This window comes from Nocardioides sp. CCNWLW216 (genome assembly GCF_037120545.1).
In the GTDB taxonomy this organism is placed as follows: domain Bacteria; phylum Actinomycetota; class Actinomycetes; order Propionibacteriales; family Nocardioidaceae; genus Nocardioides; species Nocardioides lianchengensis.
The window spans coordinates 72,226-96,981 of sequence record NZ_JBBBBJ010000011.1 but is presented as its reverse complement, the minus strand read 5'-3'; the positions used below and the strand labels follow the sequence as shown (position 1 = coordinate 96,981).

The 24,756-nt window shown below is 72.1% G+C and carries 25 protein-coding genes; 16 read left to right on the top strand and 9 right to left on the bottom strand.

The window, feature by feature from the left end:
• The first annotated feature begins 72 nt into the window (after positions 1–72).
• The 5 genes from V7S47_RS21255 (at position 73) to V7S47_RS21235 (ending at position 6,323) form a co-directional block, all read left to right on the top strand.
• Complete coding sequence (locus V7S47_RS21255) at positions 73–903, top strand: MIP/aquaporin family protein (protein ID WP_244509294.1); 831 nt, start codon at positions 73–75, stop codon at positions 901–903.
• A 43-nt stretch (positions 904–946) separates the two neighbouring features.
• Entirely contained in the window at positions 947–2,464 is a 1,518-nt protein-coding gene (glpK, locus tag V7S47_RS21250; RefSeq protein WP_336563447.1) for a glycerol kinase GlpK, read from the top strand.
• On the top strand, positions 2,464–4,182 hold the full coding sequence (locus V7S47_RS21245; protein WP_336563446.1) for a glycerol-3-phosphate dehydrogenase/oxidase: 1,719 nt from the start codon (positions 2,464–2,466) through the stop codon (positions 4,180–4,182). Before glpK ends, V7S47_RS21245 begins: the two co-directional genes overlap by 1 nt.
• 198 nt (positions 4,183–4,380) lie before the next feature.
• Positions 4,381–5,526, top strand: a complete 1,146-nt coding sequence (rlmN, locus tag V7S47_RS21240; RefSeq protein ID WP_336563445.1) for a 23S rRNA (adenine(2503)-C(2))-methyltransferase RlmN — start codon at positions 4,381–4,383, stop codon at positions 5,524–5,526.
• Positions 5,527–5,531: 5 nt separating this feature from the next.
• A complete protein-coding gene (locus tag V7S47_RS21235; protein WP_336563444.1) occupies positions 5,532–6,323 on the top strand; it encodes a GNAT family N-acetyltransferase in 792 nt (263 codons plus the stop codon).
• A 15-nt stretch (positions 6,324–6,338) separates the two neighbouring features.
• On the opposite strand, the gene V7S47_RS21230 is transcribed toward V7S47_RS21235, so the two are convergent.
• Both V7S47_RS21230 and V7S47_RS21225 read right to left on the bottom strand, forming a co-directional pair.
• Complete coding sequence (locus V7S47_RS21230) at positions 6,339–6,545, bottom strand: hypothetical protein (RefSeq protein WP_336563443.1); 207 nt, start codon at positions 6,543–6,545, stop codon at positions 6,339–6,341.
• A gap of 25 nt (positions 6,546–6,570) precedes the next feature.
• Positions 6,571–6,801 (bottom strand): hypothetical protein, encoded by a 231-nt coding sequence (locus V7S47_RS21225; RefSeq protein WP_336563442.1) that lies wholly within the window; start codon positions 6,799–6,801, stop codon positions 6,571–6,573.
• 544 nt (positions 6,802–7,345) lie between these two features.
• Here V7S47_RS21225 and V7S47_RS21220 point away from each other — a divergent pair.
• Positions 7,346–8,257: a hypothetical protein gene (locus tag V7S47_RS21220; protein WP_336563441.1), complete on the top strand. Its 912-nt coding sequence runs from the start codon at positions 7,346–7,348 to the stop codon at positions 8,255–8,257.
• Between the two features lie 288 nt (positions 8,258–8,545).
• Complete coding sequence (locus tag V7S47_RS21215) at positions 8,546–8,899, top strand: hypothetical protein (protein WP_336563440.1); 354 nt, start codon at positions 8,546–8,548, stop codon at positions 8,897–8,899.
• Between the two features lie 92 nt (positions 8,900–8,991).
• On the opposite strand, the gene V7S47_RS21210 is transcribed toward V7S47_RS21215, so the two are convergent.
• On the bottom strand, positions 8,992–9,531 hold the full coding sequence (locus tag V7S47_RS21210) for a YaeQ family protein (protein WP_336563439.1): 540 nt from the start codon (positions 9,529–9,531) through the stop codon (positions 8,992–8,994).
• A gap of 209 nt (positions 9,532–9,740) precedes the next feature.
• On the opposite strand from V7S47_RS21210, the gene V7S47_RS21205 reads away from it, so the two are divergent.
• From V7S47_RS21205 to V7S47_RS21195, 3 genes are all read left to right on the top strand, one after another.
• The gene (locus tag V7S47_RS21205) at positions 9,741–10,697 is read left to right on the top strand and encodes a hypothetical protein (protein WP_336563438.1); all 957 of its coding nucleotides are present in this window, start codon (positions 9,741–9,743) and stop codon (positions 10,695–10,697) included.
• A 63-nt stretch (positions 10,698–10,760) separates the two neighbouring features.
• Entirely contained in the window at positions 10,761–11,888 is a 1,128-nt protein-coding gene (locus V7S47_RS21200) for a glycosyltransferase family 4 protein (RefSeq protein ID WP_336563437.1), read from the top strand.
• A 22-nt stretch (positions 11,889–11,910) separates the two neighbouring features.
• Positions 11,911–13,056 (top strand): alpha/beta hydrolase, encoded by a 1,146-nt coding sequence (locus tag V7S47_RS21195; protein ID WP_336563436.1) that lies wholly within the window; start codon positions 11,911–11,913, stop codon positions 13,054–13,056.
• Here the strand turns inward: V7S47_RS21195 and V7S47_RS21190 are convergent.
• The 3 genes from V7S47_RS21190 to V7S47_RS21180 all read right to left on the bottom strand — a co-directional run bounded on the left by V7S47_RS21190 (position 13,043) and on the right by V7S47_RS21180 (position 16,689).
• A complete protein-coding gene (locus tag V7S47_RS21190) occupies positions 13,043–14,128 on the bottom strand; it encodes an LOG family protein (protein WP_336563435.1) in 1,086 nt (361 codons plus the stop codon). The genes V7S47_RS21195 and V7S47_RS21190 overlap by 14 nt on opposite strands.
• Positions 14,129–14,138: 10 nt before the next feature.
• The gene (locus V7S47_RS21185) at positions 14,139–15,008 is read right to left on the bottom strand and encodes a serine protein kinase RIO (RefSeq protein ID WP_336563434.1); all 870 of its coding nucleotides are present in this window, start codon (positions 15,006–15,008) and stop codon (positions 14,139–14,141) included.
• Positions 15,009–15,315: 307 nt separating this feature from the next.
• Entirely contained in the window at positions 15,316–16,689 is a 1,374-nt protein-coding gene (locus tag V7S47_RS21180) for an MBL fold metallo-hydrolase (protein WP_336563433.1), read from the bottom strand.
• Positions 16,690–16,792: 103 nt separating this feature from the next.
• On the opposite strand from V7S47_RS21180, the gene V7S47_RS21175 reads away from it, so the two are divergent.
• The 4 genes from V7S47_RS21175 to V7S47_RS21160 all read left to right on the top strand — a co-directional run bounded on the left by V7S47_RS21175 (position 16,793) and on the right by V7S47_RS21160 (position 19,575).
• A complete protein-coding gene (locus V7S47_RS21175; RefSeq protein WP_336563432.1) occupies positions 16,793–18,220 on the top strand; it encodes a M1 family metallopeptidase in 1,428 nt (475 codons plus the stop codon).
• Between the two features lie 54 nt (positions 18,221–18,274).
• Positions 18,275–18,616 (top strand): hypothetical protein, encoded by a 342-nt coding sequence (locus V7S47_RS21170; protein WP_336563431.1) that lies wholly within the window; start codon positions 18,275–18,277, stop codon positions 18,614–18,616.
• A 73-nt stretch (positions 18,617–18,689) separates the two neighbouring features.
• The gene (locus tag V7S47_RS21165) at positions 18,690–19,064 is read left to right on the top strand and encodes a hypothetical protein (protein ID WP_336563430.1); all 375 of its coding nucleotides are present in this window, start codon (positions 18,690–18,692) and stop codon (positions 19,062–19,064) included.
• 79 nt (positions 19,065–19,143) lie between these two features.
• On the top strand, positions 19,144–19,575 hold the full coding sequence (locus tag V7S47_RS21160) for a hypothetical protein (protein WP_336563429.1): 432 nt from the start codon (positions 19,144–19,146) through the stop codon (positions 19,573–19,575).
• A gap of 31 nt (positions 19,576–19,606) precedes the next feature.
• Here the strand turns inward: V7S47_RS21160 and ddaH are convergent, their stop codons facing one another.
• The 3 genes from ddaH to V7S47_RS21145 form a co-directional block, all read right to left on the bottom strand.
• Positions 19,607–20,365 (bottom strand): dimethylargininase, encoded by a 759-nt coding sequence (gene ddaH, locus V7S47_RS21155; protein WP_336563427.1) that lies wholly within the window; start codon positions 20,363–20,365, stop codon positions 19,607–19,609.
• Positions 20,366–20,392: 27 nt separating this feature from the next.
• Positions 20,393–21,688 carry an NAD(P)/FAD-dependent oxidoreductase gene (locus V7S47_RS21150; protein ID WP_336563426.1) on the bottom strand — a complete coding sequence of 432 codons (1,296 nt, stop codon included), beginning with the start codon at positions 21,686–21,688 and terminating at the stop codon, positions 20,393–20,395.
• A gap of 89 nt (positions 21,689–21,777) precedes the next feature.
• Complete coding sequence (locus V7S47_RS21145) at positions 21,778–22,251, bottom strand: Lrp/AsnC family transcriptional regulator (RefSeq protein WP_090852699.1); 474 nt, start codon at positions 22,249–22,251, stop codon at positions 21,778–21,780.
• A gap of 214 nt (positions 22,252–22,465) precedes the next feature.
• On the opposite strand from V7S47_RS21145, the gene V7S47_RS21140 reads away from it, so the two are divergent.
• Both V7S47_RS21140 and V7S47_RS21135 read left to right on the top strand, forming a co-directional pair.
• Entirely contained in the window at positions 22,466–23,608 is a 1,143-nt protein-coding gene (locus V7S47_RS21140; protein ID WP_336563425.1) for a polyamine ABC transporter substrate-binding protein, read from the top strand.
• Entirely contained in the window at positions 23,592–24,755 is a 1,164-nt protein-coding gene (locus V7S47_RS21135; protein ID WP_336563424.1) for an ABC transporter ATP-binding protein, read from the top strand. The genes V7S47_RS21140 and V7S47_RS21135 overlap by 17 nt, the downstream gene beginning before the upstream one ends.
• The last annotated feature ends 1 nt before the right edge of the window (position 24,756 follow it).

The window sequence follows — 24,756 nt, the reverse complement described above, 5'->3', positions numbered from 1 at the left end:
GGTGATCGCCGCAGCCAGCGGGCACTGTGTGGTGGGCGTCACTCGGGCGCCCCTCGGGAAAGGACCCACACCGTGACCAAGCAACGGCCGCTCCTCGGGGAGCTGTGCGCGGAGTTCGCCGGGACGATGATCCTGATCCTCTTCGGCTGCGGCGTGGTCGCCCAGGTGACCACCAGCAGCGACGGCAGCCTCGGCGACCACGACTCGATCGCCTGGGCCTGGGGGCTCGGCGTGACGCTCGGTGTCTACGTGGCCGCCCGCATCTCCGGCGCCCACCTCAACCCGGCCGTCACTATCGCGCTCGCCGCCTTCAAGGGCTTCGAGTGGCGCAAGGTGGCGCCGTACGTCCTCGCCCAGACGCTGGGCGCCTTCGTGGCCGCCCTCCTGGTGCGGGCGTCGTACGCCGACCTCATCGGCGCGGTCGACCCCGACCACACCATCGCCACCCAGGGCATCTTCTCGACGCTGCCCGGCAACGGCGGCGCCGACGTGAGCATCTCGACGGCGTTCCTCGACCAGGTCATCGGCACCGCGATCCTGGTGTTCGTGATCTTCGCCGTCACCACCGCGTGGAACAACCCGCCCATGGCCAACCTCGGCCCCGTCGTCGTCGGCCTGCTGGTCGTGGCGATCGGCATGGCCTGGGGCGCCAACGCCGGCTACGCGATCAACCCGGCGCGCGACTTCGGCCCGCGCCTAGCCTCCCTGATCACCGGGTACGGCGGCGCGATGAACGACCAGAACGGGGATCTCTATTTCTGGTTGCCGATCGTCGCCCCGATCATCGGAGGCCTGATCGGCGGGTTCCTATTCAAGGTCCTCATCGAGAACCACCTCACCGACCCCGCGCTCGACGAGGACGAGGACGAGGCCGTCAGCGAGCCCGTCCCCGCCCGCAGCTGAGCCGCACCGTCCACCGCGACCCACCACCAGCACAGGAGGAACCGTGACGACCTACGTAGGCGCCGTCGACCAGGGCACCACCAGCACCCGCTTCATGATCTTCGACCACGCGGGGGAGGAGGTGGCGCGCCACCAGCTCGAGCACGAGCAGATCCTCCCGAAGGCCGGCTGGGTCGAGCACAACCCCGTGGAGATCTGGGAGCGGACCCGCTCGGTCATCCAGACCGCGCTCGGCAAGGCCGGGCTGACCGCCGCGGACCTGGCCGCGGTCGGGATCACCAACCAGCGCGAGACGACCGTGGTGTGGGACAAGAACACCGGCCGGCCCTACTACAACGCCATCGTGTGGCAGGACACCCGCACCGACAAGATCGCCTCCAAGCTGGAGCGCGACGGCCACGGCGACCTGATCCGCGAGCGGGCCGGGCTGCCGCCGGCGACGTACTTCGCCGGCGGCAAGATCCAGTGGATCCTGGAGAACGTCGACGGGGTGCGGGCGGCGGCCGAGAAGGGCGACGCCCTCTTCGGTACGACGGACTCCTGGCTGATCTGGAACCTCACCGGCGGCACCGACGGCGGGTCGCACGTCACCGACGTGACCAACGCCAGCCGCACCATGCTGATGGACCTCGAGACCTGCGAGTGGGACGACGAGCTGCTCGCGCTCTTCGACATCCCGCGGGCGATGCTGCCGGAGATCCGTTCCTCCAGCGACCCGGAGGGATACGGGAAGACCGACGCGCACGGGCCGTTCCGCGGCGAGGTGCCGCTGACCGGCATCCTCGGCGACCAGCAGGCCGCGACCGTCGGCCAGGTCTGCTTCGAGCCCGGCGAGGCCAAGAACACCTACGGCACCGGCAACTTCATGCTGCTCAACACCGGCACCGAGCTGGTCCGCTCGAAGGCCGGTCTGCTGACGACGGTCTGCTACCGCTTCGGTGACGACAAGCCGGTCTACGCGCTCGAGGGTTCGATCGCCGTCACCGGCTCGGCCGTGCAGTGGCTGCGCGACCAGCTCGGCATCATCTCGGGCGCCTCGCAGAGCGAGTCGCTGGCCCGGCAGGTCGAGGACAACGGCGGCGTCTACTTCGTGCCGGCGTTCTCGGGGCTGTTCGCGCCGTACTGGCGCTCCGACGCCCGCGGCGCGATCGTCGGGCTCTCCCGCTACAACACCAACGCCCACGTCGCCCGCGCCACCCTGGAGGCGATCTGCTACCAGTCCAAGGACGTCGCGGACGCGATGGAGAAGGACTCGGGCGTGAAGCTGGAGGTGCTGAAGGTCGACGGCGGCGTGACCGCCAACGAGCTGTGCATGCAGATCCAGGCCGACGTGCTCGGGGTCGAGGTCAGCCGTCCGGTGCTGGCCGAGACCACCTGCCTGGGCGCGGCGTACGCCGCAGGGCTCGCCGTCGGCTTCTGGAAGGACACCGACGAGCTGCGCAAGAACTGGAACGAGGGCAAGCGCTGGTCCCCGCAGTGGGACGACGATCAGCGTGCGGAGGGGTACGCCGGCTGGCAGAAGGCCGTCGAGCGCACCCTCGACTGGGTGGACGTTAACTGATGCGATCCATCGCCCTGTCCCCGGAGTTCCGCCAGGAGTCGCTGCGCCGGATGAGCGAGGAGGAGCTCGACGTCCTGGTCATCGGCGGTGGCGTGGTCGGCGCCGGCTCCGCTCTCGACGCCGCCACCCGCGGCCTGCGGGTCGGCCTGGTCGAGGCCCGCGACTTCGCCTCGGGCACCTCCAGCCGCTCCAGCAAGCTGATGCACGGCGGGCTGCGCTACCTGGAGATGCTCGACTTCCGGCTGGTCGCCGAGGCGCTGAAGGAGCGCGGCCTGATGCTGCTGAAGCTCGCGCCGCACCTGGTCCACCCGGTGCCGTTCATCTACCCGCTCAAGCACCGCGGCTGGGAGCGGCTCTACGCCGGCTCCGGCGTCGCCCTGTACGACGCCATGGCGCGTGCGGCCGGCCCCACCGGCGTACCGCTGCACCGGCACCTGACCCGCCGCGGTGCCCGCAAGCTGGTGCCGTCGCTGCGCAAGGACGCCCTGGTCGGCGCGCTGCAGTACTACGACGCCCAGGTCGACGACGCCCGGCACACGATGTTCCTGGCGCGCACCGCCGCGGCGTACGGCGCCGACGTGGCCTCGCGGACCCGGGTCACCGCGCTGGTCCGCGAGGGCGAGCGGGTGACCGGCGCCGTCGTACGCGACCTGGAGTCGGGGGAGGAGCTGACCATCCGCGCCCGGCAGGTCCTCAACGCCACCGGCGTCTGGACCGACGAGACGCAGGAGCTCGGCGGGCAGCGCGGGCAGTTCCACGTGCGCGCGTCGAAGGGCATCCACCTGGTGGTGCCCAAGGACCGGATCCGCTCGGAGTCCGGGCTGATCCTGCGCACCGAGAAGTCGGTGCTCTTCGTGATCCCGTGGGGCCGGCACTGGATCATCGGCACCACCGACACCGACTGGACCCTCGACAAGTCGCACCCCGCCGCCAGCGAGGCCGACATCGACTACCTGCTCCACCACGTCAACGAGGTGCTCGAGACGCCGCTGACGCGCGCCGACGTCGAGGGCGTGTACGCCGGCCTCCGCCCGCTGCTGGAGGGGGAGTCCGAGGCCACCTCGAAGCTCTCCCGCGAGCACGCGGTCGGCCACCCGGCGCCCGGCCTGGTGGTGGTCGCGGGCGGCAAGTACACGACCTACCGGGTGATGGCCAAGGACGCCGTCGACGAGGCGGTCTTCGGGCTCGCGGCCCACTTCGACCGTCGGATCCCGGAGTCGGCGACCGAGGACGTCCCGCTGCTCGGGGCGGAGGGCTACCAGGCGCTGTGGAACGGGCGGCACGTGCTGGCCCGCCGTCACGGCCTGCACGAGGTGTGGATCGAGCACCTGCTGAAGCGCTACGGCTCGCTGGTCCACGAGGTGCTGGCGCTGGTCGACGAGCGTCCCGACCTGGGCGGTGCGCTGGCCGGGGCGCCGGACTACCTGCGGGCCGAGATCGTCTATGCCGCCAGCCACGAGGGCGCGCGGCACCTCGACGACGTGCTGACCCGCCGGACCCGGATCTCGATCGAGACCTTCGACCGCGGGGTGGGCGTCGTGGACGAGGTCGCCTCGCTGGTGGCCGAGGTGCTCGGCTGGAGCGAGGACCAGACGCGGCTGGAGGTCGAGCACTACCGCAAGCGGGTCGCGGCCGAGCTGGAGAGCCAGCAGATGCCGGACGACGCCACCGCCGACGCGGCCCGGCTGGGCGCGGCGGACGTCGTACCGCTGAGCTGAGGTGCCACCGCCGGTGGTTGAGCAGGTTGCGCAGCAACCGTGTCGAAACCCATCTTGCCGACTTGCGGCCTCGATCGAGGCCGCAGGTCGGCTCGCCGGGTTTCGAGGCTCGCTTCGCTCGCACCTCCACCAGCGGGTGGGCCGGGTCGCGTCGGGGTTTCGTCGGGGGCTGGTCGTGGGTGGGACACTGGAGGCGCTATGGCTGACACCACCCCCGACCAGCCCGCCGGCGCCACGACGCTGCCGCTGGTCTTCGACGAGCCCCGCGGGCGCAAGAAGCCCCCGCGGCACCTCGCCGACCTCGACGCGGCCGGACGCAAGGCGCTGCTGGAGGAGCACGGGCTGCCGGGCTTCCGGGCCAAGCAGCTCTCCACCCACTACTTCGCCCGCCTGGTCGACGACCCGGCCGAGATGACCGACCTGCCCGCCACCCAGCGGGCCGAGCTGGTCGAGGCGCTGCTGCCGACGCTGATGACGCCGCTGCGCACCCTCGAGGCCGACAAGGGCACCACCCGCAAGACGCTGTGGAAGCTCTTCGACGGCGCGCTCGTCGAGTCGGTGCTGATGCGCTACCCCGACCGGGCCACGGTCTGCGTCTCCAGCCAGGCCGGGTGCGGGATGGCCTGCCCGTTCTGCGCCACCGGCCAGGGCGGCCTGCAGCGCAACATGTCGACCGCCGAGATCGTCGAGCAGGTCGTCGCCGCCCACCGCACCATGGCCCGCGGCGAGGTCCCGGGCGGGCCCGGCCGGGTCTCCAACGTGGTGTTCATGGGCATGGGCGAGCCGCTGGCCAACTACAAGGCCGTCATCGGCGCCGTGCGCCGGATGACCGACTCCTCGCCCGACGGACTCGGGATGTCCGCGCGCGGCATCACCGTGTCCACGGTCGGCCTGGTCCCGCGGATCAAGCAGCTGACCGAGGAGGGCATCCCGGTCACCCTCGCGCTGAGCCTGCACGCCCCCGACGACGAGCTGCGCAACGAGCTGGTCCCGATCAACACCCGCTTCTCCGTCGCCGAGACCGTCGAGGCGGCGTGGGACTACGCCCGCGTCACCAAGCGCCGGGTCTCGATCGAGTACGCCATGATGCGCGGCATCAACGACCAGGCCTGGCGCGCCGACCTGCTGGGCGACGTCCTGCAGTCGTACGGCGACTGGGGCTGGGTGCACGTCAACCTGATCCCGCTCAACCCCACCCCCGGCTCGAAGTGGACCGCCTCCGACCCCGCCGACGAGCGCGAGTTCGTCCGCCGGCTGGAGGCCAAGGGCATCCCCACGACCGTCCGCGACACCCGCGGCAGCGAGATCGACGGCGCCTGCGGGCAGCTGGCCGCGACCGAGTAGCTCCGGTGACGCCCGAGGACGTCGCCGCCGCGTCGGCCGCCTGGCTGTGGTTCCCGGACGACGCGACGTCGTACTCCACCGAGGAGCTGCTGCTGGTCCGGTGGCCGGACTACTTCGCCGTACCCCCGACGCTGATGCACCTGGCCGCGACCGGCCCCGACGTCGAGGACGACGTCGACCGGCTGCTGGCCGAGGCGGCCGGCCGGGTCCAGGCCTGGGGCTTCGCCGAGCTGGTGGTCCGGGTGGGGGTCGACGCCCCGGCCGCGCTGGTGGAGACGCTGGAGGACCTCGACGCCGAGGTCGTGGAGACCGTGGACGTGTTCGCGCTCGACCTCGACGGCGGGGTGCCCGACGTCTCGGCGCCCGAGGACGTCGAGATCCGCTGGGCGCTCGACCGGCCGGCGACGCGCGACCACCTGGAGGTGAGCATCGCGGCGTTCGAGGAGGGCGGGCTGCCCGACGACGAACGGCTGCGCGAGCTGGCCGAGGAGACCGCCGAGGCGCACCGCGAGGGTCGGGGCTCCACGGCCGTCGCCTATGTCGACGGCTCGGCGGTCGGCTCCGGAGGGCTGACGGTCGTCGACGGTGTGGCCCGGCTCTGGGGCGCCGGCGTCGTGCCGCACGCCCGCGGCCGGGGCGTCTACCGCTCGGTGCTCACCGCCCGCCTGCAGTACGCCGTCGCCCACGACGCGTCGATGGCTCTGGTCAAGGGCCGGGTCGAGACCTCCGGGCCGATCCTGCGGCGGGCCGGCTTCGCGTCGTACGGCCAGGAGCGGGACTACCGGCTCACGCTCTGACCGGGGGTGGCCCGGTCACCGGGTTCGGTTGCTGCTCCGGCGACCCACGAGGCCGACGACGCCGCAGCCGATCAGCAGGAGCCAGGTGGCATCGGCGAGGAACGAGTCCCACCGGGATCCGTACGACGCCGGGAGCCTCAGCGCCCAGGTGACGGCGAAGCCGGCCCACAGGACGACGAAGACCGGGTTGCACCGCCACCACCCGAGGACGCGAGATCTCACGCTGACGCGCGCTCGCGCCGTCGGATCAGACGCGACGTAGCCGCGAGCGGACATCGGCCCAGGACACGGGCCGTGCCCACCACGGAGTCCGGCCTGGCCGACGTCGTACGAACCACGAGGCGAGCGACAAGATCGCGAATCCCGACCAGGCGACGCCGAGCCCCACCACGCCGTCGGAGATCCACCAGACTGCGAGGAGGGCGCCACCCGCGGCCTGGACGAGCGTCAGCACGTCCGGCTTCGGGTCTTCGTCCATGCCCGAAGCCTAGAGGAACCGGCATTGTGTGGTCAGGCCGCTGAGGCGACCACGATGCGGAAGGCGACGCCCGTCTCGTCGCGGGAGCCGCGGGCGGATCGGATCGTCTGCGGCCTCGGCTCTCGGCCTACCAGGCGGGATGAGCGAGCTTCCGTCAGGCATCCTGCTTCCCGTGAGTGAACTGGCCGACGCCATCTGTGCGGTGCTGTGGTCGTCTGAAGGTCCCCTGCGTGTGTCCACCATCGAACCGGTGAGACGGACACCCACCCGACACCGTTCAGTCGTTGCTCGACGCAGGCGAGGACGTGTGGCGTTCGAGATTCTGTGCGACAACCTGCACGAGGACGACATCGAGGTGCCCCGGTCCCTGCTGCTGCACCTCCGTGGCGCAGCGGCGAGGGTCCAGTCCCGGACGCATCGAGCCGCTGCTCGACTGACGAACTCTCACCGGCCGGGTGAGGGTGGGTCTCGCACGGATGCCGACCGCGTTCGATAGCCCGTTCGGGCCATGGTCCCCAGGTCGTCGCCAGGGGAGGGTCGGACGATGCGCCGTCTCGCCGCCGCCCTGATCTTGAGCCTGCTGGCCTCCCTCGCTGTCGTCGTCCCGACGGCTGCGCCGGCCCAGGCCGCCGCGGTCGTCTCGTCCGACCCTGCGCGGCTCGGCGCCTACCCGGGTCTCGTCCGCGAGGACTTCGAGGGATCGAAGGTGGGCGACGGCCAGGCTTTCGATTGCGGGCCCACGGTGGTCTCGTCGGCCACCGCGAACTCCTGCTACGACGTGGGGGACATCGCGCCGGGAGTCACCCTCGACACGCCGTCGAGCACGACGTACGGCGTCGGCGCCGGGACCGCCGGCTTCGAGGGCCTGACCTCGACGGTGGTGATGAGCTTCCAGTTCGTGGACTCGCTGTCGCTGGCCTTCTCCGGTCGCGTCGAGTTCGTCGGTTTCCGCCTGGGCTCCATCGTCTCCTCGGGGACCTGTGGGCTGAAGGTCACCTACGCCGACGGCAGCCCGGCCACGACCCGGAACCTGGCGTGTCCCGCCCTACCCAGCATGGGCTGGGTCGTCATCGAGGCCGACCGACCGATCGCCTCCGTCATCCTGAGCGGGGACGGCGCGGAGGTCATCGACGACCTGGCCTTCGGATCGCGCGCCGTCCCCCGGATCGACGTGCGCAAGCCGTCGGTCAACCGCAAGGCGGGTACGGCGCGACTGCCGGTCGCCGTACCCGGCATCGGGACGACCACGGTGACCGGGCCGGGCATCCGGACCGCCAGCGTCGACTCCGCGCGCGCCCGCGTGCTGGTGCTGCCGATCGCCGCCCGCGGACCGGCCGCCCGCAAGCTCAAGCGCAAGGGGAAGGTCACCGTCCGGGTGACGGTCACCTACCGGCCCAACGCCGGCAGCCCCGTGACCGCGCTGAAGTCCGTGACTCTCCGCAAGAAGCGACGCTGAACCCACCCCCGGGCGATTGCCCCTGGGGCATTCGGGGCGCCCATCATGGGCCAGCGGGTACGCCGCAAGATCTCATACGTGCGGTGAACCTCGGGGTGGTCGCCCGCTCCGGGACCTCGTCTGCCGGTCGGCAACCACTCCGGCGGGTCGGGAAGCGTCCACTCCGTCGGGCCCTGTGACGGTTCCCAGGCGATCGGCACGAGAGTGCGTCCGGTCAACGGCGGAAGGAGGCGGCTCCGATCCGCACCCGTCGCGGCAGATGAGCGCGCACTCGGGCATCCTGTGCGGGTGCCCGACGCGAACGCCGAGTTTCCCTCTGTCGATCGGCTCGCCTATCTGATTAGCGGCGACCTGCAGAGCGACGACGTCGCACTCTGGGAGGTCGTCTGGACGTTGAACACGCTCGCACCTGCGGCTCCTCTCGACGAGAAGATTCGCCTTGCACGACACGCCGTTTCCAGCCTGCTGGGTCACCACGATCTGTGGCGCGGTGAGTGGCCAGGAGGTCTCATCGCATTGCTGACCGAACCCGAGAAGCAGGCGCTTGCCCACGACGACACCCCGTGGCACGACCCTGAGCATGCGACCTTGCTCGTCTGGATCCGGCAAGAGGGAGCCACCCGCCGCGGTCGTGCCGAGTAGCCCGCTTCTCGGCAGATCCGCGCACATAGAACGCGGTGCATTGACGCGCGCTGGAAGTCGCGCATCAGGATCGGCAACGGACGTCGCTCTCGCTAGCTGATCGGGTGGTCGTGCACCGCCGATGAGAGGTGCACGCCGTTCAGCTCCAGGTAGAGCTGCCGCTCCGTGACGGTGAGCGTGATCGTGTTGCGGCGCTCCATCGTGTCCACCGCTGAATCGATGAACCCGGGATCGAAGTTGTGCAGCACGATCTCGTCGGCGCGGTGGATCCTCGCCCCTGCCCACTGCGCGAGCACCTTGGCCGGGTCGCGGTGCGTGTAGATCGTCGTGCGCTCGGCAGCCTTGCTGCCCGTGTGAAGCCGCGCGGCATCCGGTGCGCCGACCTCGATCCAGGCGAGCAGCTTCCCGCTCAGGTCACGCACCAGCACCGCGGGGGCGTCGGTCGCCGAGATGCCCTCGCTGAATGCGATGCCCTCTTCGTACTCGAGACAGTAGGCGAGCACGCGCGTCACGAGGTACGCCTCGGTCTCTGACGGGTGCCGCGCCGCGCGCAGCGTGAACTCCTCGTAGACGCCGCGATCCGTGTCGGCCAACTCGACTTCGAAGGTATGCATCGTCGCGCCGGCCGCCATGAGGCTCAGCCTAGTCCGGGCACGGGGTACCTCCGCGTCGTCATCACCGTCGCCTGATCGCGGCGGAATCGACGCACGGCCGACTATCCAGTCACGGCCGGGGGAGTGCATCCTGCCAACAACGGACCGTGGGTGCGCGACTTCGGACACTGACAAGGGCGACCTTCGACCGATGGCCGGCGACGTCGCCGGTCCCTAGCGTCGCGGGGATGAGGTGGACGCGGTGGGGCCCGGTGCTGGTGCTCACGCTGCTCGCCCCGTGGTCGGCGGAGATGGCCCGGGGCGGCTTCCCGGTCACCCTGATCGTGCCGATCCTGCTCTTCCTGGCCGCGTTGTACGGCGGCGCGGCGCTGCTGATCCGCGAGCTGGCCCGGCGGACCGGGCGCGGGTGGCCGACGATCCTCCTGTTCGCCGCCGCCTTCGGCGTGCTGCAGGCCGGCGTCGTCGACCAGTCGCTGTTCAACCCGGCGTACGGCCGCTACGACTTCCAGCAGCCCGTGCACGTGCCGGGGATCGATGTCAGCCTCTACTACCTGGTCGCCTTCGTCGCCGGCCACGTCGTGGCCAGCATCGCCGTGCCGACCGTCGTCGCCGAGGCCTGGTCGCAGCGGCCCACGGAGCCGTGGCTCTCGCGTCGGGCCCTAGGGGTGGTCGCGGTGGTCTACGCCCTGGCCTCCGTCGTCAACCACGTCGGCGTGAAGCAGGACGAGGGGGACGGCTTCCAGGCGGCGCCCCTGCAGACCGCGGTGGCCCTCGGGGTGGTCCTCGTCCTCGCACTCGTCGCGTGGCGGTGGCCCGCCCGACCGGCACGCCCGTCCCGGGTGCCCCCGCCCTGGGCGCTGGCCCTCGTCGGCTTCGCGGCCTACCTGCTCTACCTGCCGGGCGAGGGGGCGGGCGCCCTAGTGGTCGCCGCGGTCGTCATCGCCCTGGTCGTGCTCCTCGTCGGGTCCTGGTCGCGGAGCACACGGTGGACCTCCCGCCACACCACCGCCCTCGCGATCGGCGCCTTCCTGGTGGGGACAGTGGCCCCGTTCCTCAACGAGCCGTACGACGTCGAGGTCTCCGCGGGGAGCGAGCTGCTCAGCGACCTGGTCGCGGCCGCAGTGTGCCTGGCCGTGGTCGGTGCGACGCTCGCGCGGCGCGCGGCGTACCCGCTGGCACGCTGAGGTTCACGTGTCGTCCACGTCACTCTCGGCCGTTGTTGAGGTGCGCTTCCTAGCGTCCGGGCCATGGAGAACCTCCGGGTCCTGATCGTCTCCGAGTCGTTCCTGCCGCAGGTCAACGGCGTCACGAACTCCGTGCGCCGGGTCCTCGAGCACCTCGCGGCCACCGGCCACCAGGCCGAGCTGGTCGCGCCGACCGGTCCGCCGTCGTACGCCGGCTTCCCGGTGACCCACGCGCGGGGCGCCAGCCTGCCGTTCTACCGCGACTTCCGGATCGGGCTCGAGACCCGCCGCCGGCTGCGCGCGGTGATGCTGCGCTTCCGCCCGGACGTCGTGCACGTGGCGTCGCCGGCGACGCTGGGCTACCAGGCCACGCGGGCGGCGGCCGAGCTCGGCATCCCGACCGTGGCGATCTATCAGACCGACCTGGTCGGCTTCGCCGAGCGCTACGGCATCGCGGGCGGCTGTCGGGCGATGGCCGGCCTGACCCGCCGGATCCACCACCGCGTCGACCTCACCCTCGCGCCGTCCAGCGCGAGCCTGCGCCAGCTCGACGAGCTGGGCGTGCCGCGCACGGTGCTGTGGCCGCGCGGCGTCGACCTGCAGGCCTTTCACCCGGTACGACGCTCCACCGCGCTGCGCCAGGAGCTCGCGCCCGACGGCCGGCTGCTCGTCGGGTACGTCGGCCGCCTGGCGCCCGAGAAGGAGCTCGACCTGCTGGGCCACCTGGCCGAGGACCCGCGCTACCGGCTGGTCCTCGTCGGAGGCGGCCCGGAGGAGCAGCGGTTACGCACCCTGCTCCCCGGCGCCGCCTTTCTCGGCGTGCTGCACGGCGACGCGCTGGGGGCGGCGTACGCGAGCCTCGACGTGTTCGTGCACACCGGCCGCCACGAGACCTACTGCCAGTCGGCCCAGGAGGCCCTGGCCTCCGGGGTCCCGGTCGTCGCGCCGCGGGCGGGTGGACCGGTCGACGTCGTCCGAGACGGGGTGGCCGGTCACCTCTACACGCCCGGTGACGCGGCCGAGCTGGCGTCGTACGTCGGGCGGCTCGCCGACGACCAGCTCTACCGGCGCCGGATGGGGCTGGCCGCGCGTCGCAGCGTCAACGGTCGGTCGTGGCGCTCGGTCAACGACCGGCTGGTGGAGCACTACCGGGCCGTGGCCTCCGAGCGGGTGGCCCGCCTCGCCGCCTGACCGGGTCCTACGATCGGGCGTCGTGGACGACGCCGACGCGCTGTGGGACGAGGTGACTCGCCGGGGCACCCCGCTGGTCGACCCGGTCGCGGACGGGACCGACGAGGTCGACCTCACCTACCTCTGGCGCGCCACCGACCCGTCGGTGACCGCCGTGGAGATGGTCGGGACGCCGAGCCCCGTCCTCAACGAGACCTTCACCCGCCACCCGCTGACCCGTCTCGGGGAGACCGACACCTGGACGGCGAGATTCCGTGCACCGGCGCGGACCGTGCACGGCTACGGGTACGTCGAGCTGGGTGCTGACCGGCAGCCGCTGAACGAGGCGCCGCGGCCCGACCCGCACGCCCGCCTCCAGCACCCCGGGCCGGACGCGCGGCTCGACGTACCGCCGCTGCCGGGCGAGTGGACGCCCACCTTCTCCGTCACCGACCTGCGGCCCGAGGTCGGTCCGGTGCCGCCGCCCGCCGCGAGCGGGACCGTGCGCGAGCACGCCTTCACGAGCGAGCTGCTGGGCGACACCCGACGGCTCTGGTCCTACACCCCCGCCGGGTACGACGAGGGGCAGCCGGCCTGGCTGGTGCTGCTGCACGACGGCTGGCAGTGGCGAGCGTCGACGCCGGTCGCCACGATCCTCGACGACCTCGTCGCCCGCGGGGAGCTCCCACCGACGGTGGTGGTCCTGCACGAGTGCCCGGAGGGCCGGCGCGGGGTCGAGCTGGTCGGCGACGAGCGGTTCGCGGACGCGTTGGCCACCGAGCTCGTGCCGTGGGCGCGCGAGACCTGGGGCCTGCCGGCCGACCCGGCGCGCACGGTCGTCGCCGGGCAGAGCTACGGCGGGCTGAACGCGGCGTACCTCGGGCTGCGGCACCCGAATGTCTTCGGCCACGTGGTCAGCCAGTCCGGGTCCTACTGGCACTGGCGCGAGCCGAGCGGCGAGGAGTGGCTCACCGCGCTCGTGCGCAGCAGTCCGCGGGTCCCGGTCCGGTTCCACGTCGAGGTCGGCCTGCTGGAGGGCGCGATGATGGTCGAGGCCAACCGGCGCCTGCGCGAGGCGCTGGCCGAGCGGGGCTACGAGCACGCCTATCGCGAGACCGCCGGCGACCACGGGTGGATCGCCTGGAGCCGCACCCTCGGCGACGCCCTGAGGTGGGTCACCCACCCCTGACCAGCGCGGCCGCCTCCTCGACGGTGTCGACCAGGTGGACGTGCGGCTCCATGGCCCGCCCGCGGGCCAGCGCCTGCAGCAGCGGCCAGGCCGGCAGCGTGCGGGTCCAGTGCTCCACCCCGACCAGCACCATCGGCGCCACGGACGCCTCGTCGGCGTAGTAGTTCTCGCAGGCGTCCTGGAACACCTCCTGCACGGTCCCGGCGGCCCCGGGCAGGAAGACGATGCCCGCGTCGCAGACCTCGAGGAGGACCGACTCGCGGACCGCGTTGCGGAAGTACTTCGCGATCGCCGTCGCGAACAGGTTCGGCGGCTCGTGGCCGTAGTGCCAGGTGGGGATGCCGAGGGTCTCGCGGTCGGTCGGGAACCGCCCGGCCACGGCCCGGGCGGAGTCGGCCCACGCCGTCACCGAGGGCCGGTACGAGGGGGTCGCGGCCAGCTCGGCCAGCGCGTCGTCGAGGTCGGCCGCGGGCCGGCCGGCCAGCCGCGCGCCCAGGTTGGCGGCCTCCATGGCGCCGGGCCCGCCCCCGGTGGCGACCACGTGGGTCGCGCCGAGCAGGTGCCCGAGCCGCGCGGCGGCGTCGTACCCCTGCTCGCCGCGGAGCGCCGCGTGGCCGCCCATCACGCCGACCAGGTGCCGGCGGTCGGTCCAGGCCTGCAGCGCCTGGTCGATCGCGTGGTCGTGCAGGGTCTTGGCGAGCTCGGCCTCCGCATCGCCGGGCTTCTGCGCCCAGGCGTAGGCGCGGGCGTCGAGGGAGCGGTCGTAGGACGGGGTGTCGTAGAGGTCGGCGGGGGAGTAGAGGCCGCCGCGGTGCACGTCGACCGGCACGTCCGGGATCGCCGGGAGCACCAGCGCGCCGGCCGCCGTCAACCGGTCGGCGACGCCGGGCGCGAACCGGCAGCCCAGGAAAGACGCACCCGCCACCCGGCAGGCCTGCAGCTCGGCGGTGCGGTCGGTCAGGTCGACCGACCGCACCCGCCAGCCGCTGAGCCGCCGCGCCCCCGCGGCCAGCCGTCGGTCGAGGTCGGAGAGCGACTCGACGTGGACGATGCGGCCGCGGGTGCGCTTCACGCCCTGAAGGTTAGAAGGCGTGCGCGAGCAGCTCCGCGAAGAGGTCGTTCTCGTCGACGTCGAGCCCGCGCGCCCGGAACCAGGTGCAGACGTTGGTGCAGTCGCGCATCAGGAAGTCCATCCCGTTGAGGTTGCCGACCAGGTCGACGATCTGCGGGAGGTCGATGACCACCAGCCGCTCACCGGCGGTCAGGATGTTGTACGGCGACAGGTCGCCGTGCACGATCCCGTGCTGGACGAGGGTGGCCAGCGTGTCGCGGAGCTGGTCGAAGTACGACTGCAGCAGCGCCGGCTCCGGCCGGGTCTGGGCCAGCCGCGGAGCCGTGTCCACCCCGTCCTCGGTCTCGACGGTGATCCACTCCATCAGGATCTCGGTGCCGTCGATCTGCACCGGGTAGGGCACCGGCAGCCCCAGCTCCCAGCAGCGCCTCAGGGCGTCCCACTCCGAGACCGCCCACTCGCCGGCCGCGACCAGCTTGCCGAAGGTGCTCTTGCGCTTGATCGCCCGCTCGTCGCGGGAGCGCTTCATGCTGCGCCCCTCCGTGTACGACGCGGCGCGGTGGAAGGTGCGGTGGTCGGTGCCGCGGTAGCGCTTGGCCGCCATCACCACCCCGCGGCCCGGCTCGTGCGGGTCGGCCCGCTCGAGGAGGAAGACGTCGGCCTCCTTGCCGGTCTTCAGGATGCCGAGCTCGGTGTCGATCGCCCCGCGGGACGTGACGACCCAGTCGGGGCGCGGCTCGGGGCCGCGGGAGAGCGGCTCGACGTCGTACCAGGTGGTCCAGCGCTGGCCGTCGGCGACGTCGTCGTACGTCTGGAAGTCGAAGACGAAACGGGGGTCGAGCTCAGGGTGCTGAGGGTCGTGCGAGAAGTCGTGCGTCATCGGTGGTGGTGCTCCATCGGGAGAGGAGGGGGTGGTCTGCGGACAGGCCAACGACAGTCATGGACATGTCACGCTCCTCTCGACGGGCACCGGCAGGACGCCGACGCAGACCCCCAGCATCCGACCCCGGCGGTCCCCGACACAACCGGTTTTCGGCCGAGTCAGCAGACGGAGTCGGTCGGTTTCGGGTTGGTGACGCCGAACAGCGGGCGCAGGGTCAATAAATAACATCTAAAAACTCGACAAAAAGTGGAACAGATATCATCCCTCGTTCGCATCGTGGGACGGGTCCGGGGGCCGGCCGCGCTCAGGCGGCCAGGTCGCCGGTGGTCGTGGGGATGCCCTGCTCGGCGACGTGCTCCCAGGCGTCGTCGACGTGGACCACCGAGCGGCCCAGGCGGTGCAGCAGGCTGGCGGCGATCCCGGCGCGGTAGCCGGACTTGCAGTGCACCCACAGCTCGCCGGCGGGCAGGGTCGCGGCGACCAGCTCGACGTCCTGGACCGGCGCGTGCACGGCCCCGGGCAGGTGGCCCTGCTCGTACTCGTCTCGCTGGCGGACGTCGACCACGACGCGCCGATCGGTGGGCGTGGTGCGGAAGTCGGCCCAGGTCGCCCGACGGTAGGTCGCCTCGAGCGGCGCCTCCTGCGGCAGGACGTGGGTGCCGACGCCGTCGATGCCGATCCGGGCCAGGTCGCGCAGAGCGGGCGGCAGCAGCCGCGGCGAGTCGGTGAGCAGCACGATGTCGTCCTGCCACGGCACCAGCCAGCCGACGTACGTCGCGAACTGTGCGGAGTACTCCACGCTCACGGACCCGGCGAGGTGGCCCTCTGCGAACTCGTCGCGACCGCGCAGGTCCACCACCCAGGACCCGCGCAGGATCGCGTCGGAGACCTCCTCGGCGGTGGCCGGACGGGCCGGTCGCGGAGCGGCGCGGCCGGCGCCGGCCCGGTTCAGCGGGTCCATGTGCGGGTAGTACGCCGGGATCGGTCCGTAGCCCGCGACCAGCTCGCGGGCGTAGTCGTCGCGGTCGCTGCCGAAGGCCGGGTTGCGGCCCTTCTCGTCGCCGATGGTCACGATGTCTCCGTCCTCGCCGGTGCCGGCGGTGAGGGTGCTGCCGGCGCAGAAGCTGCCGAAGCCGTGGGTGGGGTGCAGTTCGGTCGCGGGGTCGAGGTCGCCGAGGAGTCGGGTGCTGGCCCACTGGGCCCGGGCCAGGTCGAGCGCCAGTCGCGGGTCGATCAGGTCGGTCCGGCCGACGGTGCCGTGCAGCAGGCTGCCGCCGCTGAACAGGGCGCCGGGCTGTCCGGGGGCGCAGGCCAGGAACGACTGGTGGTGCCGGGTGTGGCCCGGCGTCGCGAGCACGCGGACCTCGAGGCTCCCGACCGGGACGACGTCGCCGTGCCGCACGCCCACCCGCTCGAAGTCGACCCGCTCGTCGGACGAGAGCAGGTAGTCGGCTCCGTGCCGGCGGGCCAGCCCGAGGGCGCCCGAGACGAAGTCGTTGTGGATGTGGGTGTCGGCCACGGTCGTGATCTCGACCCCCACCTCCTCGGCCGCGCGCTCGACGATCCCCAGGTCGCGGGGCGGGTCCACGACGAGCGCACGGCTGCCGTCGTGGACCAGGTGACAGCGGTTCCCGAGCTCGGGGACCTCCAGGGTGACCACGTGCATCCGAACGGGCATCCGGGACCTCCACCGATCTAAAGTCTATAAACTCAGTAGAGTTATAGCACCCAGGCTCTCGGGAACGCGAGCCCGACGGCCCCCGGTGGTCTAGATTTCTCGGATGCGCTCCTTCCGGGTCCTCGGGCCGCTCGTCGCCCTCGTGTGCACCGCCGCGCTCGTCGCTCCGATCGCCCCCGCGGTGTCCGTCCAGGCGGATCCCGTCGCCGGAGCGGCCGGGATCGGGGACCCCTACTTCCCGCTCGACGGCAACGGCGGGATCGACGTCGGCCACTACGACGTCCGGGTCGCCTACGACCTGGCCACGGGGCGGCTGCGCGGCCAGACCCGGGTCACCTTGCGCGCCACCCAGGACCTGTCCCGGTTCAACCTCGACCTGCTGCTGCCCGTGCAGTCGGTGCGGGTCGACGGCGTCCCGGCCGCGTTCGACAAGCCGGACCGGCATGAGCTCCGGATCACCCCGGCCCAGCCGGTGCCGCGAGGCCGGACCGTCGCGGTCGACGTGGCGTACGACGGCTTCCCCGAGCCGATCGAGTACGCCGGGGAGCAGAACTGGCTCGCCGACCAGCACGAGGTGGTCGCGATGAACCAGCCGCACATGGCGCCGTGGTGGTTCCCCGCCAACGACCACCCGCGCGACCGCGCGCGGCTCGACGTGCGGGTGACGGTCCCGCGGGACCTCGACGTCGTCGGCAACGGCACCCTGGCCGGGCGCACGGTCGACGGGACGCTGGCCACCACGCACTGGCGCAGCGCGGAGGAGATGGCGCCGTACCTCGCCTTCTTCGCGGCGGGCCGGTTCCGGACCGCGTCCGGTACCTACCGCGGCCTGCCCTGGTACGTCGCGGTCTCGGAGCGGTTGTCGCCCGCGCAGCAGGCGAGCTCGATGCGGCTGATGCGTCGTACGCCCGCCATCACGGCATGGCTGAGCCGGCGGTTGGGCCGCTACCCGTTCTCCAGCACCGGGGGACTGACCACCGCGCTGCCCGTCGGGTTCGCGCTCGAGAACCAGACCCGGCCGACGTACCCGGTGATGACGAGCGACGCGACCCTCACTGTGGTCCACGAGCTCGCCCACCAGTGGTTCGGCGACTCGGTCACGGTGCGCGGGTGGCGCGACATCTGGCTCAACGAGGGCCCCGCCACCTTCTTCGAGGTGCTGTGGACCGAGAAGCACGGCGGGCCCAGCGGCCGGGAGTGGCTGGCGCAGACCTACCGCGACCTGCGCGCCAACGAGTATTTCTGGCGGATCCGGGTCGATGACCCGGGCGCGGAGCACATCTTCGACACGCCCGTCTACCAGCGTGGCGCGATGGCCCTCCAGGCCCTGCGCACCCGCATCGGCCAGCGCGACTTCGACCGGCTGCTGCGGCGCTGGGTACGCACGCACCGGGGGACCACCGGCAGCACCCGCGAGTTCGTCGACCTGGCCGAGCAGGTCAGCGGCGAGCGCCTCGGCCGGTTCTTCCGGGCCTGGCTGCGCGCGCCGCACGCGCCGGCGGCGACCCGGGCGAACGGGCTGCGGGGCTAGGTGCCGGGGACGTGCTGAGGGGGGCGCACGAGCATGTCGAGCGGTGATGGCGAGTTGCTGACGTTCCTCGTGGTGGCGCGCACCGGCCCGGGCGACTACCCGCATCCGGTCGAGGTGGCCGTCCACCCCGCCGGTCCGCGGTCCCGGATGTCCTTCTCGATCGGTCCGCACGCGGCGAACGTCGGCGGACAGGTCCCGCTCTCCCGGGTGCTCGACGGCACCGGCCTCAACCCGTCGTTCGAGGAGGAGTTCGCCGCGGGCGAGCTGTCCTGGCTCCTGCCGTACCTGGTCCGGTTGCAGGCCGGCGAGGACGTGGAGAGCGAGATCGTCGAGGCCTACACGGCCCGGCACGGTCGGGCCCCCCGGCTGTTGCTCCAGGAGTACTTCGACTCCTGAACCCGGGGTCGGACGCCGTGCGCGCCGGACGGCGGCCGTTGTGGGACCGGTCGGTGGGCGTCATCATTCGTCCATGACGACGGTGCGACCGCAGCACGACGACGTCGACCACGCGGCCGGGTCGGACGTGCGCCTGGGCGTGGGCGTCGTCGCGGTGGCCCTGGTGGGCTTCGCGGTCCTCGTCGTGCTCCCGTCCGCCGTCACCGACTTCGCTCCGCCCGCGGGCACGGACGCCCTGTGGGGCCTCGGCGGGTCGCTCACGCTCGTCCTCGCCCCGGTCGCCGCCGGCCTGGCCGGACTCGCGAGCGCGGTCGCGCTGTGGCGCCGCGGTGACCTGGGCGACACGACGCGGCGCCTGCACCTGGTCGTGCTCCTCGCCGTGGCGGCGTTCGCCGTGTTTCTCGCCTCCCCGGCCGGGCGGTCGGCCATCGCCTGGTGGCGGGACTGAGGCGCGCCACCTCGGCGGCCATCGCTCGCGCCGGTTGATCGCCACCAGGGGAGCCCCTCCCGCGTGACACGATCCCCGCATGGCCAACGCGCTGGAGTTCGAGGTGACGGTCGAGGACGGGGCGACGGCGCTCGTGCCGGTGATCGACGGCCGATCACTCGTCGACCTGATCGCTGCCTACGAGTCTCGCCGCGGCTACGAACCGTCGGGTGGCTACGGCGGGATCATCCCGGCGCACTTCCGGTTCGGGGACCTGAGCCGCTACTACGAGGCCCGCGAGCAGCGCCAGTGGCCTCGGCCCGGGCACGCGTGGGTGCTCGGCTGCGACTGCGGGGAGGTCGGCTGCTGGCCGCTCACCACCCGCGTCGCCGTCACCGGATCGGACGTCACCTGGTCCCACTTCAGCCAGGACCTTCGTCCGAGCTGGGACTACGAGGGGTTCGGACCCTTCACGTTCGATCGTCAGGAGTACGTGAGTGCCGTCGCTCGGGCGGCCGCCGCGGTCGACTGACACACCGGCAGTGGACGCGAGGAGCCGAGGGCTACCCCCGCAACCGCACCGACAGGCAGGTCACGCAGCCCTCGAGCTTCTCGAACTCGGAGATGTCGACGGTGACCACACGCAGGCCGCGCTCCTCGAAGAGCCGGGCGGTGCGGGGCGCGTTCGCGGACATCAGCACGGACCGCTCGTCGAGCAGGACGACGTGCGCGCCCGGTTCCTCGGGCACCGGCAGGAAGGAGTCCCAGGTGGCCGGCTCGTCGACGAGCGGCTCGTAGCCGATCACCGTGCCGTCGGGCAGCGCCGTCACGGCCGACTTCAGGTGCAGCACCTTCGCCACGGGTACGCCGACGACGCGCCCGCCGAGCGGTCCCAGCAGGGCGGCGAGCTGCTCCAGCCCGGAGGCGTTCGTGCGTCCGCCCAGGCCCACCCAGACGGTTCCGTCGTGCTTCAGCACGTCGCCGCCGTCGAGGGTGCCGGGCGCCTCGATCCGGGCGATCCGGTAGCCGAGGCCGCGCAGCGTCTCCTCGGTGCCGGCGGTCTCGGGCTTGCGCTCGTCGGCGCCGGGGCGGCTGATCACCGCGAGGTCGCCGTACACGACGACGGTGTCCTCGACGAAGGCCGCGTCGGGGCAGTCGTCGGCCGGCGCGACCTCGACGGTCTCCCAGCCCTCGGCGCGCAGCGCCGCGACGTACGCCTCCCACTGGCGCTGGGCCAGGGGGAGGTCGACCGGCGTGCGGGCGATGTGGGTGATCAGGCCCTCGGCCATGCGGGGGCTGGGACGGCGGACGAGGGCGCGCATGGTTGGTTCTCCTCGGGACGGATGGGCTCAGTGCAGCAGGGGCGAGACGGCCTTGGCGACCAGGCTCGGACAGCGGGTCACGGACTCCTCGGCGTCGGCGAGGGTCATCGCGCGCAGGCCGGCGTTGATGCCGAGCCAGCGCAGCGGCTCGCGCTCCCAGTCCTGCGACCGGTGGCCGACCCAGGGCAGCCGGACCAGGTCGGTGTCGTGGCCGAGCACCAGGTCGCGCAGGGTGCGGCCCGCGAGGTTGGTGGTCGAGAGGCCGTCGCCGACGTACCCGCCGGCCCAGGCCAGGCCGGTGCTCGGGTCGAGGCCGACCGAGGCGGTCCAGTCGCGGGGGATGCCGAGCGCGCCGCCCCATGCGTGCGTGACGCGGGTGCCGGCCAGCACCGGGAAGAGGTCGACCAGGCTGGCGTAGAGGCCGGCGAAGACCCGCTCGTCGCGGTCGTACTCGGGTCGGATTCGCGAGCCGAGGTGGTACGGCGCGCCGCGACCACCGAAGACCAGCCGGTCGTCGGCGGTCCGCTGGCCGTAGACGATGAGGTGGCGGTGGTCGCTGAACGTCTCGCGCCGGGCCAGGCCGATCTCGTCCCAGGTCTCGGCCGGGAGCGGCTCGGTGGCAATGATCAGCGAGTAGACCGGGACGACCGCGCGGTGGTGACCGGCCAGCTGGGAGGTGTAGCCCTCGGTCGCGCGGACGACGGTCGACGCGCGCACCGTGCCGTGCTCGGTGACGGCCGCCCCGGGCTCGATCCGGGTCACCCGGGTCCGCTCGTGGACCGCGACCCCCCGTCGCTGCACCACGTCGGCGAGTCCGCGCACCAGCCGGGCCGGGTGCAGCGCCGCGCAGTCCGGTGTGTACGTCGCGCCGCGCGAGCGGCTGCCCCGCAGCACGGCGTCGGCCTCGCCGCGGTCGAGCAGCCGCAGGTCGTCGTCGCCGCGGCCCCACGAGCGGGCGTGCGCGACCTCGGCGCGGGCGCGCGAGAGCTGGGCGCGGCTGCGCGCGAGCACCACGGTGCCGGCCTTCGCGACGTCCGCGTCGAGGTGCTCGGTGCCCGCCACGCGGACCACCTCGTCGACGGTGGCGCGCATCGCGGCGTGCTGGGCGAGGGCGGCCGCGCGGCCCGTCGTACCGCCTCCGGCCATCGCGGCGAGGCTGTCGAGCGAGGCGGGGAACAGCGCCGAGCACCAGCCGCCGTTGCGACCCGAGGCGCCGAAGCCGGCGACCTCCGACTCCAGCACGGCGATCCGCAGGGAGGGATCGGCCTCGGCCAGGTAGTAGGCCGTCCACAGTCCGGTCAGCCCGCCGCCGACGATCGCCACGTCGACCTCGCGGTCGCCCGGCAGGGCCGGGCGCGGGTCCCAGTCGGTGTCGGTGGTCTCGTGCCAGAGGGAGAGACCGGCGTACCCGCTCAGCGGACGCCCCAGGAGTAGGTCTGCTTGTGCAGACGCAGGTACATGAAGGTCTCGGTCGACAGCACGCCCTCGGTGTCGCGGATCCGGCCCGAGATGACCTCGAGGAGGTGCTCGTCGCTCTCGGCGACCACCTCGACCAGCAGGTCGAAGCTGCCGGCGGTGATCACGACGTAGTCGACCTCGGGGATGGCGGCGATGGCGTCCGCGACCGGCTCCAGCCGGCCGGACACCCGGACCCCGACCATGGCCTGCCGCGCGAACCCGAGCTCGAGCGGGTCGGTCACCGCGACGACCTGCATCACGCCGCCGTCGATGAGCCGCTGCACCCGCTGGCGCACCGCTGCCTCCGAGAGACCGACCACCTTGCCGATGGCGGCGTACGAGCGCCGTCCGTCCTGCTGCAGCTGCTCGATGATGGCCTTGGAGACGTCGTCCAGCTGGACCGCGCCACGCTCCTGCTTCGGGCTCATGGAGCCATGCTCGCAGGCGGGGCCGGTCCGGCCAAGCAGCGGCGCGCGCGACGTCGTACAAAGGATTTCGTTGCGAACAGGTTTCCAATCGACCGGATCGCTTGTCGGTACCCCCCTGAGGTGGCACGATCCGAGCAATCGAGAGCGTCTGCTCGAAGGGAGCCGCATGTCGTCAGGAACGCCGGGACCCCGTCTCGCGACGTCGCGTCGGACCATGCTCCAGGGAGTGGGGGCGGTGGCCTTCCTGGGGGCCAGCGCGGCTGCGCTGAAGCTGCCGTTCTTCGGGACCGACGGCTTCGAGCAGGACCCGGCGAGCTGCCGGGCCACCGACCTGTCGGCCAGCGAGATGAAGCTCATCGTGTCGAACTGGCCGAGCTACATCGACGCCGACGAGGACCCCTCGACGCTCTCGATCTTCGAGGAGCGCACGGGCATCGCCGTCGACTACTCCGACGACGTCAACGACAACGCCGAGTTCTACGCCAAGGTCCGCAACCAGCTGGGCAGCTGTACGTCGATCGACCGCGACCTGGTGATGCTGACCGACTGGATGGCCGCGCGGTTCATCTCGCTCGGCTGGACGCAGCCCTACGACAAGGCCAACGTCCCCAACCTGCACGCCAACCTGATCGACCCGCTGCGCAACCGGCAGTGGGACCCCGACCTGGAGTTCCACGCGCCCTGGCAGACCGGCCTGACCGGCATCGCCTACAACGCGGCCAAGACGGGGGAGGTGCGCAGCTTCGAGGAGCTGCTGACCCGGGCCGATCTCCGCGGGCGCGTGACGCTGCTGTCCGAGATGCGCGACACGATGGCCTTCCTGCTGAAGATCACCGGAGCGAACCCCGACGACTTCACCGACGACCAGTGGGGCGTCGCGATCGAGCGGCTGCGCGAGGTCGTCGCGAGCGGCCAGATCCGGGCCTTCACCGGCAACGACTACACCCAGGACCTAGCGGCCGGGAACATCCTGGCCTGCGAGGCCTGGTCGGGCGACGTGATCCAGCTGCAGGCCGACAACCCCGACATCAAGTTCGTGGTGCCGGAGGAGGGCCTGTCGCTGTGGAGCGACAACATGCTCATCCCCAACCAAGCCACCCACCAGGCCAACGCCGAGAAGTGGATCGACTACTACTACGAGCCCGCGGTCGCCGCCCAGCTCGCGGCCTGGGTCAACTACATCTGCCCGGTCAAGGGGGCGCAGGAGGAGATGGAGAAGATCGATCCCGACCTGGCCTCGAACCCGCTGATCTTCCCCGACGACGACATGCTGGCGAACACCTTCGACTTCATGCCGCTCGACGCCAAGCAGAGCAACGAGTACGAAGGAGACTGGGCCAATGTCACAGGTGGCTGACGTGCCGACCGAGCAGGTGGGCGACTCGTCGTACGACGGACTGCGCCTGCGTGGGGTGAGCAAGACCTACCCGAACGGCTTCACCGCGGTCGACGCGCTCGACCTCGACGTACCGCGTGGGTCGTTCATCGCGCTGCTCGGGCCGTCGGGCTGCGGCAAGACGACGACCCTGCGGATGGTGGCCGGGCTCGAGACGCCCACGTCGGGGGAGATCCGGCTCGCCGGCGATGACATCACCTACGCCAAGCCCTACAAGCGGCCGGTCAACACGGTCTTTCAGAACTACGCGCTCTTCCCGCACCTCGACATCTTCGAGAACGTCGCCTTCGGGCTGAAGCGGCGCAAGGTGAAGGACGTCGAGGCACAGGTCCGCGAGATGCTCGCGCTGGTCGAGCTCGACAGCCAGGCCCGCAAGAAGCCGACCCAGCTCTCCGGCGGTCAGCAGCAGCGGGTCGCGCTCGCGCGGGCGCTGATCAACCGGCCCGAGGTGCTGCTGCTCGACGAGCCGCTCGGTGCGCTCGACCTGAAGCTGCGGCGCTCGATGCAGATCGAGATCAAGCGGATCCAGACCGAGGTCGGGCTGACCTTCGTCCACGTCACCCACGACCAGGAGGAGGCCATGACGATGGCCGACACGGTCGCCGTGATGAACGCCGGCGTGATCGAGCAGCTCGGCGCCCCGGAGGAGCTGTACGAGAACCCGCGCTCGACGTTCGTCGCGAACTTCCTCGGCCAGTCCAACCTGATCGAGGGCACCGTGGTCTCGCGGGGCTCGGACGTGACGTCGGTCGACATGCACGGGATCGGCGTCTCGGTGCCGACCGGCCGCACCCACACCGACGGCGAGAAGGGCTGGATCGGCATCCGGCCCGAGAAGGTGCTGATCGGCGAGGAGGGCGAGGCGCTCGACGCCCCCGGCAACACGATCCCCGGCGGGGTGGTCACCGACGTCAGCTTCAACGGCGTCTCGACGCAGTACCTCGTCCGGATGCCCTGGGGCCAGGAGCTCGCCGTCTTCGCCCAGAACACCGGCCGCACCCGGATCTTCCGCCGCGGCGACCGGGTCGAGCTGTCCTGGCGTCCCGAGTACGCCTTCCTGCTCGACTTCTCCCAGGACGCCTCGGCCGGTGCCCAGAAGGGCGACTGAG